This is a genomic window from Halomonas sp. H5, assembly GCF_050613175.1.
In the GTDB taxonomy this organism is placed as follows: domain Bacteria; phylum Pseudomonadota; class Gammaproteobacteria; order Pseudomonadales; family Halomonadaceae; genus Bisbaumannia; species Bisbaumannia salifodinae.
Genome location: NZ_CP192510.1, coordinates 2,206,238 through 2,219,214, shown reverse-complemented (window position 1 = coordinate 2,219,214; position 12,977 = coordinate 2,206,238). Strand labels below are relative to the sequence as shown.

General features: G+C 64.1%; 15 protein-coding genes. 5 read left to right on the top strand and 10 right to left on the bottom strand.

What is annotated here, in order from left to right; translation table 11 throughout:
* The first annotated feature begins 173 nt into the window (after positions 1-173).
* Entirely contained in the window at positions 174-749 is a 576-nt protein-coding gene (locus ACQ1W9_RS10430) for a hypothetical protein (RefSeq protein WP_431023315.1), read from the top strand.
* A gap of 127 nt (positions 750-876) precedes the next feature.
* The gene (locus ACQ1W9_RS10425; RefSeq protein ID WP_431023314.1) at positions 877-1,128 is read left to right on the top strand and encodes a hypothetical protein; all 252 of its coding nucleotides are present in this window, start codon (positions 877-879) and stop codon (positions 1,126-1,128) included.
* 217 nt (positions 1,129-1,345) lie between these two features.
* Here ACQ1W9_RS10425 and ACQ1W9_RS10420 read toward each other — a convergent pair whose 3' ends face one another.
* The 9 genes from ACQ1W9_RS10420 to ACQ1W9_RS10380 form a co-directional block, all read right to left on the bottom strand.
* Entirely contained in the window at positions 1,346-2,362 is a 1,017-nt protein-coding gene (locus ACQ1W9_RS10420) for a hypothetical protein (protein WP_431023313.1), read from the bottom strand.
* Complete coding sequence (locus tag ACQ1W9_RS10415; protein WP_431023312.1) at positions 2,359-2,526, bottom strand: hypothetical protein; 168 nt, start codon at positions 2,524-2,526, stop codon at positions 2,359-2,361. The genes ACQ1W9_RS10420 and ACQ1W9_RS10415 overlap by 4 nt, the downstream gene beginning before the upstream one ends.
* A 171-nt stretch (positions 2,527-2,697) precedes the next feature.
* On the bottom strand, positions 2,698-3,009 hold the full coding sequence (locus ACQ1W9_RS10410) for a hypothetical protein (RefSeq protein ID WP_431023311.1): 312 nt from the start codon (positions 3,007-3,009) through the stop codon (positions 2,698-2,700).
* An 874-nt stretch (positions 3,010-3,883) separates the two neighbouring features.
* Positions 3,884-6,097: an AAA family ATPase gene (locus ACQ1W9_RS10405; protein WP_431023310.1), complete on the bottom strand. Its 2,214-nt coding sequence runs from the start codon at positions 6,095-6,097 to the stop codon at positions 3,884-3,886.
* Positions 6,098-6,109: 12 nt separating this feature from the next.
* Positions 6,110-7,663, bottom strand: a complete 1,554-nt coding sequence (locus ACQ1W9_RS10400; RefSeq protein WP_431023309.1) for a hypothetical protein — start codon at positions 7,661-7,663, stop codon at positions 6,110-6,112.
* A gap of 367 nt (positions 7,664-8,030) precedes the next feature.
* Positions 8,031-8,375, bottom strand: a complete 345-nt coding sequence (locus ACQ1W9_RS10395; protein ID WP_431023308.1) for a hypothetical protein — start codon at positions 8,373-8,375, stop codon at positions 8,031-8,033.
* Complete coding sequence (locus ACQ1W9_RS10390; protein ID WP_431023307.1) at positions 8,372-8,680, bottom strand: hypothetical protein; 309 nt, start codon at positions 8,678-8,680, stop codon at positions 8,372-8,374. The genes ACQ1W9_RS10395 and ACQ1W9_RS10390 overlap by 4 nt, the downstream gene beginning before the upstream one ends.
* Positions 8,681-8,756: 76 nt before the next feature.
* Positions 8,757-9,431 (bottom strand): hypothetical protein, encoded by a 675-nt coding sequence (locus ACQ1W9_RS10385; RefSeq protein ID WP_431023306.1) that lies wholly within the window; start codon positions 9,429-9,431, stop codon positions 8,757-8,759.
* Positions 9,424-10,809 (bottom strand): tyrosine-type recombinase/integrase, encoded by a 1,386-nt coding sequence (locus ACQ1W9_RS10380; protein WP_431023305.1) that lies wholly within the window; start codon positions 10,807-10,809, stop codon positions 9,424-9,426. Before ACQ1W9_RS10380 ends, ACQ1W9_RS10385 begins: the two co-directional genes overlap by 8 nt.
* Positions 10,810-11,116: 307 nt before the next feature.
* On the opposite strand from ACQ1W9_RS10380, the gene ACQ1W9_RS10375 reads away from it, so the two are divergent.
* Complete coding sequence (locus ACQ1W9_RS10375) at positions 11,117-11,476, top strand: CidA/LrgA family protein (protein ID WP_431023304.1); 360 nt, start codon at positions 11,117-11,119, stop codon at positions 11,474-11,476.
* Entirely contained in the window at positions 11,473-12,201 is a 729-nt protein-coding gene (locus ACQ1W9_RS10370) for an LrgB family protein (protein WP_431023303.1), read from the top strand. Before ACQ1W9_RS10375 ends, ACQ1W9_RS10370 begins: the two co-directional genes overlap by 4 nt.
* A gap of 72 nt (positions 12,202-12,273) precedes the next feature.
* Here ACQ1W9_RS10370 and ACQ1W9_RS10365 read toward each other — a convergent pair whose 3' ends face one another.
* Complete coding sequence (locus ACQ1W9_RS10365; RefSeq protein WP_346060470.1) at positions 12,274-12,618, bottom strand: hypothetical protein; 345 nt, start codon at positions 12,616-12,618, stop codon at positions 12,274-12,276.
* Between the two features lie 132 nt (positions 12,619-12,750).
* On the opposite strand from ACQ1W9_RS10365, the gene ACQ1W9_RS10360 reads away from it, so the two are divergent.
* Positions 12,751-12,927: a DUF2970 domain-containing protein gene (locus ACQ1W9_RS10360; RefSeq protein ID WP_431023302.1), complete on the top strand. Its 177-nt coding sequence runs from the start codon at positions 12,751-12,753 to the stop codon at positions 12,925-12,927.
* Positions 12,928-12,977 lie beyond the last annotated feature (50 nt).

Sequence of the window (12,977 nt, the reverse complement as noted above, 5' to 3'; positions counted from 1 at the left end):
TTCCTCTGTGGGTTCCGCATGGGTTCCAAGCTGTGGCGCGCCGCACAACTTGCGCCCCCGATTTTGCTCCCGGGTTACTCCCCCTCCCCCTGCAAAGGGCCGTTCAAGGCCCGTTGCAGCTCCTCCGAAGGGGATGTGCCATGCTGATCGAACCGAATAGGAGGAGCACGTCCATGGGATTCCTCTCCAAGATCCGCGCCGCGTTCGACGGTAGCAATCCGACAGCTACTAAATCCCACCCGCAGAGGCGGCCGTCCGATCACCCCGCCGACTATTACGGGCAGGGCTTCGAGATGGCCACAGAGGGCATCGAGTGGCCGCCAGAAGCCCGCGATGCGGTGCGGGCCACAATGGCTGAGGTACTCAACGTTGGTGAGTGGCAGGCTAACAAAGCGCTGACTGCGGTGTGGCCTGACTCCTTCCGATGGCCTGAGGCTGAGCTCTACCTCTTCGATCTTGATATCGATCCCACTCCTCGCCAGATGATGATCCTGTTGAGAACGCATGTAATGCGGGCCACCTACCAGCTGTTGAGAATCGAACAGATGCGTGAAGTCGCAGCCAACAGCATCGCTATGGGGAGGCCGCATGTACTGGTGGCAGACACCTGCGAACCCGAGGGAGTCAGCCGGTGTGGCATACGCAACAAGGAAACCCGAAGTTGCGAGGTCTTCCTGGCCGAGGGCATGCCCCCCTGCCTGATTTTCGGGTGTGACTGCGGATGGACGGTGCAGTGGCAAAAACCTTGAGACCCGGGCCGACCTGTCTCCTTGGCAGCGGACTCGTCCTGGAGTGAGCAACCGCCGGACGTCACACCCTCCACTGAAGATGGGGCTGTAGGACGGTCTCGTCAGCCCCCAGAATAGGAGCCCCAACATGGCAACCCTCGAGGAGCTGGAAGAGTACATGCCCACCCCGAAGACGCTTCGGACGTGGAGAGATATCGCCTCCCGGCTGGAGGGCGCCGCGGACGGGGAGGCCTATGATCGGTATTGCCACTACGGCCATGGCTATGCCCAAGCCCTCTACGACGCCGGCCTGATCAACGAGGTTGCCAGAAACGACCTCCGAGGTGCCATGATGACGTCGTTTGAAAAGCGGCATCTTCTAATCTCCACAGGCGTTTGAGCGGGTTGGTGGCCCATCCATCCGCCCATGGAGAAAGCCCCGCACGGTGATGGGGGAGGCGAACTAGCCCGGCGGTGTGGTTCCCAATGAAACAAGGCCCCGGAGGGCCTTGAGTGCTGGCGCCCCGTGGAGGGAGCCAAACGGGGTGCCGGCGGCGGGCGTTTTGCTCCGGTCCCCCCTGGCACTCGGCCCGCGATACCGGGGGAGGAGTCGCACCTTACACCCGCAGCGGCCAGCGCAGCTTGTGGTGGGTCAGGAGGGGGCCTTCTACCTTGAGGTGACTTTCCCCCACGATGGTCGGCGCCGCACCGTAGGCAGCGCAATACGCGCGGCTATAAGCTTCCCTCGAATCCCGGAACTGGCGCATGATGCCTGCCAACTCCTCGCCTTCCAGCAGCTCGACCAACCGGCGTTCAGCTTCCTTCCATTCCGATTCGTAGACCTCGGCCGCGAGCTCCCGGCGCGCCTGTTCCAGATGCTCGACGCCCTCGGAAAGCTCCTCGGCTTTCCTCTCCAGCCCCCGGCGGGCAGCCGCGCTATTCTTTCGGGCCTCCAGGGGTGGGGCTGCCCGCTGGCGTGCCTTGGCCAGGGCGGTGGCCGCGGCCCGTTGCTCCGCTTCATCGACGTCCCCCAGCATGGCGGCGGCGGCCAACTCGTCAACCCGACACTGTGCGGCTTCCAGCTCGCCAGTCTCGCCGCTGCCCGGGTCGCCGTTATCCTCGGACAGGCGGTCAATGGTCTGCCGCACCTTGCGCAGCTCGGCGCGTTGCCCGGCGATCGCTTCGGCCAGGGTACTCAGGCCTTCCCGGGTAGCCGGTACGCCGTGGCCTTGGCCCTCAATTTCCCTCCGCTCGGCTTCCAGGGCGGAGCGTTCCTCGGCTTCCGTCTCCAGTTCCTCAGTCAGCCCCGCAACCTGAGCGTCTGCCTGGCAGAGGTGGTCCCGACACATGGAAAAGTACGCGTCACGGTCTATCCCGTCCCGGTCCGGGCCCCTGGGGGTACGGCTCTCGGCGGCTGCGCGGATCTCTCCGGCCTCCGGCGGGTTGCCCCACCGACTCTCGGGAGCAAATGACCGCCAAAGCTTCTCCAGGGCGTCCCGCTGAGCGGATTGGGCTTGCTGCAGGCGCTCCCCCGTATCCAACCCGTCCAGGCTAGATAAGCGGTGTTCCAACTCCTGGCGGCGGGCGGCTCGCTGGGTGATTGCCTCGGCCAGGTTCGTCGATGTAGTGCTCATACTCGGCCCTCGTTCAGGTTTCGAATTTCACGCAGTATCAGCAGCAACCCGGCGGCGTGGGCGTCGCCATGGTCGGCAAGATCACGCAGCAGGTGCCAATATCTGGCTTCATCCTGCCGGGTTGGCCGACACTGTTTGCCTCGGCGGCGGGGCTGGTCGGGCATGATCATATTCCTATATGATATAAGCTTATTCAAGCATAGTTGGCATAATAGATCGTGTCCATAGATCATATGGGAATATCAATGAGGTGCTGGCGCGGCACACTGCGAGTTAGCCCAGGCGGGTTAGGGTGTGTGTGTGTTGACAGCCCCACAGGGGTAATCGGGCAGTGGTTATCGCGATGCGTCCTCACAAGCAAACTGCATCGCTTGCACGATAAGAGAAATACTGTGTTCTGCCGGAGAGTAGAGATATCCGATGCCTTCATACAATGCAGCCTTCAGGCCTGGGGGGAGTTCCTCATCCTCGGCGACTAACTCGAGCATCTCGCGTTCTGTTACCCCTTCGGTTTTTAAATCCTGCATGTTGAGGACGGCTTGTGTTATCACCTCCCGCCCGGATAGTGTCGAGCAAGGCTCCGCGGCCCAGGTTGACGGCGTGGCCAGTAGTACCCCGAGTAACAGGGCGGCGGTATATTTCCCCATGTTCCTCTCCTATTTCCCGTTAACCGATATACCCCATATCTAGCCTGCCGGGGTTGTCTTCGGGCCAACCCTCACCCCGCCGGCCATCTCCGGCGATCCCAGGGCCTCCCACGCCGCACGGTCTAAGGTCACCCCGTAGGGGCGGTGTCCGTGCCGGCGCTGGTAGTGGTCCACATAACTCTTCAGGTAGTGGAGTATTTCAGCGGTGTTCCAAAGGGACGCGGTGCTATACGGGGCTGCCATCTTCTCTCCTCCGGTTGGATCTCGGCGCCAGTAGCCGGCGCCTTCCCCAATAGGTATGGCACAGGCCGGCGGCCAGGGGAACGGGTGGTAAAAGAAAGAACTTATCAACCGTTAGTTGAGTGCCCAGTGTGTTGAATTCCGGGATTTTCCCAATTCGGCGAGTGGCTGTATTCAACCGGCGGTTGGGTTCTGAGCCTCGGGGTTTTCGGGATTCGACGGCCTGTGTTGTCAACCTTAAATAAATCTCGGAGTAGACTACGGAAAAAATTTCAAATTCTCGAAATCCGCGCTCGGCGCCCCTCGCGGTGAATGCTCGGCCCAGGAAGGACCCGCAACGCAAGGGCGGAGTGAATTCCGGTTTTTCCCGAAAACCCCGTTCAAGCTAGCCAGGCTGTGTGTGCTTGAAGGCCGGGGCGGGGTTGAGGGGCGGCGGGGTGCCGGGTTAGAAACCCGGCGGTTTTTGCCGGATTACTGCCGGGTTGTGCCGGAAAGATAACGTAAGTCATTGATTTAATATGCCGGGTTGCGCCGGGTTTGCCGGGTTAGGGCCCCTCCGCACCGCCTGCCGGGTTTGCCGGGTTTCCTATAGGAACCCGGCAACCCGGCGGCTGGGCGACCCGTGAAGCGGGACTCACAAGGGCCCCCGCAAGCGGACCGTTTCGCCGTTATCTTCAACTTGAACAAACCCCCGCCGGGCTAAATCGTCCAGTGCTTCTTTTACCCGGCGCCGGTCTACACCCTCTACCTCAAGCGTCGAGCGGATCGTTTCGACGGGAATCCGGCAATCGTTCTCCCCGCCGTCTTCATCGTCTGGAAAGCTGGCCAGATTCTCCAGCACACTCAGCACCCGGCCGGCGTGTGTTCCCTTCCTCGGCATCTTTGGAGGCCAGGCCGCCACCTCGGTCGGCTCCAGCACACAGGACCAAACCGGCTCCCCGTCATCGTCCTCCAAGGGGAGCTCGACGGGTGCCAGCCGGAAGGCCCGTTGCTCGGGGGTGTCGGCGTCCTTCATCTTGGTGGCCTTCAGAGTCACCGTACCGATCGGGTCCTTGGTTACCTTGTACTCGGCATCTACGGCGCCACGTAGCGCCGTCGAACCCCGGGCGCCCTTGGTGCTGTCCTTGCCACTGTGGTGGACCACCAGCACGGTCGCCCGCCAGCGGTGCCGCAGGGCGTCCAGGTGGGCGATGAAGGCCCCCATATCGGTGGCGCTGTTTTCGTCGCCCCCAAAGCACCGGGCCAAGGTGTCCACGACAATAAGGGCTGGCGCCTGACCCGCTTGCTTGGCCAGGGTATCCACGGCCTTAAGCACTTCCACCGCGCTGGCGGCATCGTCCAGGGGGGCGGCCCGGTGGGACACATACAGGGGCAACCCAGCCAGGCTAGTCTCCCGGGCTTGTTCCCAGGCCTTGAGCCGGCGAGCCAATCCGTTGCGGCCTTCCCCGGCGATATAGAATACGGCCCCCCGTCCGGTCACGGCCCCATGCCAGGGCGTGCCGGCGGCGATGCTGGCGGCCAGGTCGATGGCCAGGAAGGATTTCCCGTGGCCGGGCTCGCCGTAGACCAGTGCCAGCGAATCGGCCTCGACATAGCCCCGCACCAGCCAGGACACGGGGCGCAGGTCGGCCACCAGTTCCCCGGCCGGGGTGAACCCGAACGCCTGACGCTTGGGTTTCTCGGTGTCGTCCAGGGGCTCGCCGTCGGCGCCCCCTTCCTCCGGGTCGCCCAGGTCCTCGAAGGCCTCCCGCACGTCAACGCGCCGGCTGTCGCGGTAGCGGTCCTGATTGAACTCGGTCAGGGTGCGGCCATCGTCGGTGGTCATCATGGCGCCGACGGCCCGCAAGGCGGCATCCCGGTCGCCACCGTGATCCCAGAAAGTCAGCAGGTCGAAGGTGTCTCCCCACTCCGGCAGCCCGGCGGCCCGGTCGCTGTCGTGGGCGGTATGCCAGCGGGTGCCGTCCTTGGTGACGGTCACGCCCGGCGTGCCTGACTCGGACAGCGGCGACAGCCAGCGGGTGCCGTGCTGCCGGTATCCATAGGCTTCCAGCACCAGCGGCAAGGGGTGGGCGGCGTTATAAGCAGCGATGGGGCTAGCCTGCCCGGTTGCTTGCCGTTCGGCCAGCTTGGCCCGTGCCTCCGCCTGCCGGCGCTCCAGGTCCTCCAAGCGCTCGGCTTCCGCTCGGTCGTGGGCGGCCAGCTCCTCGGCAAAAGCCCCTGACCAGTCGAAGCCGCCGAACGCCAGCGGGTCCTCCCCAACAGCCGTGGCGTAGAAGGTCCCCGCGTTCGGGAGATAGCAAACCTGATTTGCTCGCTCGGTGGCCCTGTCGGGAGTGATCCCCAGGGCCCCGAGTCGGGCACTCAAGATCCGTTGGCACGCCTCGAAACGGTCCCCGGGGCAGGGGGATGCCAAAGGCACCAGCAGCCGGGCCTTTTGTCGATCCTGAGTAGCGCTGGCGCTGGTATAGGCCAGGACCGTGGCACCTAAATCGGCAGCGAGGTGGTCGGCTGCGTCCTGCAACTCTGGCGGGTCGCGGTCCAGGTCTGCCCACAGTGCGAAAAACTCTCCTTGCCGACGCTGGTCCTCGGCGCCACGGGACAGCAGCGGCGAGAAGATAGCCCAACGGGCTTTGCCCTTGCTTACGCGCTGGGGAGCCCCCAGCATGGCGACAATCGCGGCGCCTGTAATGGTCTCGAGCCGGCGCGGGTTGCGCTTGGCGTTGGGGCTGTGGAACTGGCCCACCCCGCTGCAGAACTCGGCGTTCAGGAAGCAGGAGGGCAGCCCCAGTGCCTCCGGGACGATGGTGGGCCGCTTCTCCCGGCGGAGGGGGACGACAGTCGCAGACATGGGCGGTCTTCCTTATGGTCTCTTGCGCTGGGGGGGCGGTGGCGTTCCTTGCGGGTCCTCCTCGGCGTATGCCGCTAACCTTTCCCTGCCGCTAGTAAATCTCTCCGGCAGGCTGGCCCAGGCGCTCAGCCCGACTAGGGCTGCACTCAAAGCCCTATCCTCAAACCGCCCGGTAACCTCCTCGACTTCCTCAGGTGGCCACACCACGACATACTCCCTAGCATGGCTGCCGGAAACTTGGGGAGTGTAGATATCCGGCAGTCGATAAACCTCAGAAGCCGGAAACCACGCCGAGACGACGATAGGTCGCTCATCCCCGGGGGAGCTCCTCCGGTACGCGAAATGACAGGCAACGTCATAGTCATCGGTCCAGCAATGTCCCCGGGCGAATCCCGGGGTGGCACCGCGCCACAACTTCACCGGGTCCCCCTCGGGGTGGGGGAGCCCAGCGAAAGAGAGAAGATTAGCTAGGCGGTGGGGGTCTCCCGCAGCCTGTACCACGTACGGGTTGCCGGCAGACCAAGCGGCCTGCAGCAGGGCACGACAGGCGGGGATTCCACATCCGGTATCCATGAGCTCCAGACATAGGCGCGTTACCCCTGTCACGTTGTAGAACCCCGTCACCATCTGTGCGGCCAGAAAATCCCCTCTCAGCACTGCCGGGAGGAAGGGCAAGCACCGAGCCGGTAGCGTTTGCCTAAGATAGTTGCGTCCGCTCAGCCAGGCCGAGGCGATCACCCCCTCGGCGCGTTCGATACCTTCACGAGCGGCTCCCGGGTTATAAAAACGGGCGGTTAGTTTCACCTTGAGGAACTGGCGGGCTTCGCGCTCCCGGGCTTCGCGCTCCCACGGTGGCTCCAGCCCGGAAAAGACGAAAATGTCGGCTAGGGCCTCCCGGCCGCCCGCCTCCTGGGTAAGCTCCAGCGGGTTTGTCTGGTAAACCAATTCCGCGATTCTCCCCAGACTCACCGGAGGGATGTGGCAGCCGTGAAACGCTAGGCGCTCGAACAACAGAACGACTAACCGGGCCCCCTGGCCCGGCTCAATATCGGCCAGCAGCTTCTTCAGGGCATGGGGAGAAGACCCTGCCCGGAGTGCGAAATAGTTGAGGGGATTCCCGGCCAGCAGGATCTTCCCAAGCGCATGGAGCGAAGAAACGGAAAGGATAAGGCGCAGCCTTTCGCGCTCATCATCCTCAGGGAGGACGTAGCCCAGTGGACTGGTTTCCTCTACTGCGAGCGCCACGGTACGGAGTAGGTGAATAAGGTTTTCCCACTCATCCGGTGACAACGTAGCGGATACGGCCTCCGGGGAGACAGGCCCGCGGACAAGCCCCCGCAATACCCGCCTTTGCGGGGTCCCCAGACGGGTGAAGGCGGGGCCGTCGTCCAACCATGAAAGCCCCATCATCCCAGGATTACGTAATGCCGCCGTCGCCCCCGCCGCGGGGTTCTTTCGTGTTAAAAACAGGCTTGCCCGCAACTCCGCACGGGCAAGCCTTTTCGTGGTGTAGAGGTCTCGATAGTCATGGTCGGTCCTGAGCCTGTCTCCTTTCTCCTGCGGCATATCAACTTTTTCGTGGCAAAGAGTGCCAACGGGGTGTGGCCCGTTGGTGGCGGGAGCGATGCGGACTGCTTCCTCCCGGACCACTGGGCCACGGGGCAGGGCCTCCGGCAGACGGTGCTGCTGAGGGAAGGGGGGTGCAATGGGAGACATTGCCGGTCCTCCGGTATGAAGGCACCAGCGTGGCTAGGGAGAGGGCCTCCCAAGGCTCGGCAGGGAGTCAACCAACGGTTGAAGGGCTGCCGGGCGTGGGGTAGGCTTCGGGTATCCCGTTGCCGGTGCTGGCGCGGGTTTCGGAACGCTCAAGGCATCGGGTCGGCCAAACTCTCCGCCTGAACGATTCCAGGAAAGTACATGCGAAACGCTCGGTTTAGCCCTTCGGGGTGGAGCCGGGCGTTTTCGTTTCGGGCTCGCCGATCCGGGCGCCCGCGTCCAGCGCCTGCCGGATGACACCGGCAGCACCCAAGACCCTGATTACGACGCCCAGGGCCTCGGCGCTTTCCGCTTTTGAAGCATTCCGGACGGCGCCCAGGGCATCCATCATGCGGCTGACCGGCGGCCACCCTTCCTTGATTCGCTGGGCCGCCATGAGGGTTTCAAAGGTGGCCGGCTGGATGGATGCTCCGAGGGAAAACAGCCGGTAGAACTCTTCGGCATCCTCGAACCTCCGCGCCACGACTTTTTTGCTTCCGGTCAATTCGGCGACATTCATCATGCGATTTCCCCCCGGCCTTGGCTGGCCTCGGTGGTATTGGCGAAGGTCTCGCCACCGGCCAGCCAATCAAGAACGTCCTTCAGGCGATAGCGGACGCTCCGGCCGCGCTTGACGAATCGCGGTGCCGGGCGGCCTAACAGGGTACCGGTAACCCGCGCCTTACGGGCGGTGGTCGGCTGGGCGGGGATAAGTCCGGGGAATACGGCGGTTTCGGGTAACTCGATTAGGGCAGGATCGAAGCCGTTGTGGTAGCGGGTCAGGCCCTCCCGCAGGATGGCACCGGGGTCTTGTGTCTTGGTGGGCATGGGCTGAGCCTCATATAGCCGGAGTTTGCTTGGTGTTCCGGTTTTATGATGGTGGCCCGGTTGGCGCGGGTAATTGTCAAGTTTCGCCGTTTTCTGACAACCCCCGGGATGGACTCTCTTTAACCCGTTCGCGGGGCTCCTGAAGGCTGGTACAGCGGTAATAGGCTCGGGCCACGGTGCTGGCGCTCATGCCATACCATCCCCCGACTTTCTCGAATAGCGCTTGGGAAAGGGGGAACGCTTCGGGGTTCCGTTGGTGCAGGGCGAACACTTCATGGGCGGCCCTTTCCCGAGCCCCGGCCCGGGGGTCAACCCGTCGCCTGGGGGTCAACTCGAGCCCGACGCTTTCCCCGATAAACTGGCATTGCTTATGCGACCAGGCGCCGACAGCCCGGGCCAATGCGGCCGTGTGTTTCTCCTCCAGAGGGAAGCGGTGCCACTGCCATTCCCGTAGCGCACGCATAGCGCCCACCAGTTCGGCTAGCCCGGCGGTTGTGTTGGATTCCCCTAGCTCCGCTAGTCTCTCACCCGGGCGGATCTTTGGGCCCTCCCAACAACCGCTCGCCGCATCTCGCGCGGTGCGAACAGACCTCCCAAGGGGGCCCCGCTCCCGCGCGTAATGTAGTGCCACACGGGCGGCTGCTTCCCGGCCTTTGCCGGTTTCGTCGCCATCCTCGGGGCCCATGTAGGCGGCCAGGCGGTCGAGTACGCCATCAAGGTCGGCTTGAATCGCCTTCAGTTCGTCATCCATGCGCGATCACCTCCGGGGTACTGTCCTCCGGGGCCTCGGCCGGTGTTTTGGGCACCGACTGGGCGAACAGGTCGACCGCGCTACGCTTATGGTCGGGCGCGAGGTGGGCATAAAACTGGATGGTCGTTTCGATACTGCTGTGGGCCATCAGCTTGGAGACGGTCAGGATATCGGCGCCCGCCATAACGAGCTGACTGGCGAAATTGTGCCGCAGGGTGTAGAGCTGCAAGCCCTCGGGCAATCCGCCTAGCTCCCGGATGGTTGCCCACGGTCGTTGCATGGCGGTCTGTGCCATGCGCTTGCCGTTGACCGGCGACGGGAACACCAGCCCGGTTTTTGGCTCCCCCTGCTGCTGGTGCCAGCGGTGCAGGATCTCCGCCAGCGGCCGGCAGAGGGGGAAGGTCATGGGGTCGGGCTGGTGGTGGGCTGTCTTCTCGACCACCTTGCGGATCGTCCCGAAGCTCAGGTTTACGTGCTCCCACCGCAGGCCGAACAGGTCTCCCGGGCGGAAGCCGGTATAGAACATTGCCAGGATCCACGGCTTGACGTGATCCACATAAGCGATGCTGTCCAGGTCGGGCAAGTACGGCTTGCCGTGTGTGCGGCTATTGCGGCGCTGGGCGCGCTTGGTCTCCTGGTACGCCTCCAAGCCGGCGAACAGCGCTTTAACCTCTTCGGGTTCCAGGTAGCGCCGTTCGGTGCCTTGCTCGGCTAGCTCCTCCTCGGACAAGGCCGGTTTCTGGAGCTTGACGCCCTTCAATGGGTGCTCGGGGATCACCTTCCGCTCAGCAGCGTGGGCCAGCAACGCCTGCAGGGCGTCATAGCTGCGTTTCAGGGTGGCGAAGGCTCGCGGCTTGGGTGGCGGTTCCTTCTTGTCCTTCGGCTTCTTCGCCGTCTCCTGAGCGGCCTGCCAGCGCTCTACATCGGCACGGGCCAGGCTGCCCATCGGCTTATCGAGCCAGTCGGGGAAGTCCCGGGCGATGCGTCGGAGTGTCCCTTTCCCATCCTTGCGCCGATTCTGAAAGGCGGTATAGGGGCCCTCGAGGTAGGCGCGAAGGGTCTGTTGGTGCTGGCGCTCAGCTTCGGCCCGCGCCTCTTCCAGCACGGCCCGCGGGTCGCCGCCTTGGGCCACGATGGCCAGCGCTTTTCGCGCCTCCTCGCGGGCCTGGGCTGCCGTCCGGGTGCCGTAACGGCCCAGGGTGAGTACTCGGCGCTTGCGGGCGGTGTTGTAATAGCTGACTCGAAGCGCCAGCCAGCCTTTACGGCCGCGGACGTGGTAGCCTGGCAATTCGGTGTCCCAGACTTCCTCGCCTTCGGGCATCTCCTGCGCGAGACGATCCAGGGCCCGCTTCGTCAATTTCTCGGTCCTTTTCGCCATCGCCCCTCTCCTGGGTTCCCCATGGGTTCCAAATGAAGGATATATCAGGCAATATAGGGCAACAACGAGAGACGACAGGCTATCAATTAACTGGCTGATATTCAGGGATCTTTTTCTTTCTCTATGTTTCTGCTTGCGTATGCTAATGTATGTCGTCTAAGGAATGGGGTTGCAGAGGTCGCAGGTTCGAATCCTGTCGCTCCGACCATGAATGCCAAGAGAAACGCCCGCCTACCACCTATCGGTAGGCGGGCGTTTTTCGTTGTTGTTCGGCTGCGGGGGCGGCCGGTGACGAAAGGGAGGAATCATGCCGATTGTCGTGGGGATGAGTGTGCTCCTGGGCTGCCAGCTGGCCGGTGAGCTGCTGGCCCGGGGCCTGGCGCTGCCGATACCGGGGCCGGTGATCGGCATGGCGCTGTTGCTGCTGGGCCTGCTGGTGCTGGGCCGAGTGCCCGAGGGGCTGCGTCGCACCGGGGAAGGCCTGCTGCGCCATCTGACCCTGTTGTTCGTGCCGGCGGGGGTGGGCATGATGGTGCATTTCGAGCTGATTCGTGCCGATCTCTGGCCGCTGTTGGTGACCCTGGTACTCTCCACCGCGATAACCCTAGCGGTGACCGCCAGGGTGATGGCCTGGCTGAGTCGCCGCCGGGACGAGGAGGGGGCATGATGCTTGCCGACCTCGACCGCCTCTGGGTCTATCTCGCCGGCCAGCCCCTGCTGGCGCTGTTGGCGACCCTGCTGGCCTTCCTGCTGGCCAGTCGTGTCAACCGCTGGCTGGGGGGAACGCCCCTGGTGCATCCGGTGATCCTGGCCATCGTCTTGTTGATCGCCTTCCTGCTGTTGGCGGATATCGATTACGCCACCTATTTCGAGGGGGCCCAATTTATTCACTTCCTGCTGGGGCCGGCCACCGTGGCCCTGGCGATTCCCCTTTATGATCATCGCGAACGCATCCGGCGGCGCCTGGTGCCGATCCTGGTGGGGTGTCTGACCGGCATCGTCACCGCGGTGGCTTCCACCCTGGGGATCGCCATGCTGTTGGGAGCCAGCCGCGAGTCGCTACTGAGCCTGGCGCCGCGCTCGGTGACCTCACCCATCGCCATGGGGGTGGCCGAGCAACTGGGGGGCATTCCCGCCCTGGCGGCGGGCCTGGTGCTATTGACCGGCTCCATCGGCTGCGCCCTGGCGCCGTGGATCTTCCGTGCCCTGCGTATCGAGGACCCGGAGACCCGGGGCTTTGCCATGGGACTGGCCGCCCACGGCTTCGGCACGGCCCATAGCTTCGCTCAGTATGGCGCCCTGGCCGGGGCCTTCTCGGGGCTCGCCATGGGCCTGACCGGGTTGTTGACCGCCTTTATCCTGCCACTGGTAGCCCGCCTGCTGGGCCTCTGACCCCTTGATCGAGTGTCTTTCAACGCAACGGGGCGCCCCAGAGGGCGCCCCGTTGCGCAGTGAATTCGGGGCTTACAGCTCTTCCCAGACCTGCTGGCGAAAGTCATCGGGCAGTTGGCTGACCCGGTGCAGGCGCTTGAACTGGGCGTCGGCCATCTCCTGAACCAGCCCCTGGTAGCACTCGCCGAGGGCCTGGGGATCGGCCTCCCGGTTGAGGCAGTGGGCCCAGCGCTGCTGCATATCGGCGCAGGCGCCGAGAAACTCCAGTTCGGCCTGGACGGCTTCGCCGGCACTGGCCATCCAGGCCATCTGCAGGCGCGCCATCGGGGTGGAGCCGTCCATCCAGTGGTGGAGCCACCACTGCATCAGCGGCTGGCTCGGGGCTAGGGGGGCGGTGGAGCGTGCGGCTTGGGGCATGGGGCTAACCTCCGTGTGTGAAAGGCGTGGGCAAACTCTTTTAGTATAGTCGCGGCAGTGGCGTTGAATGGTTTGCCGACGGGTTTCTTTGCCTTGGGTCAAGGTTAGGAGGGTAGCAACTGGGGAGAAGCCATGATGTGGCAGGTCATCAAGTCGGTGCTGGCGGCCTTCTTCGGCGTTCAGAAGGAGCGCCAGCGACGGCAGGATTTCGAGGGCGGGCGGCCCGTCAACTTTATTCTGGTGGGGCTGCTCGCCGCCGGGGTGCTGGTGATCCTGGTGGCCGTCGTTGCGGTACTGGCCGCCCGCTGAGTCGCCGGGGCGGGCGCTGCGTTTTCAATTGAGTGCTGCGTTGATGGCTG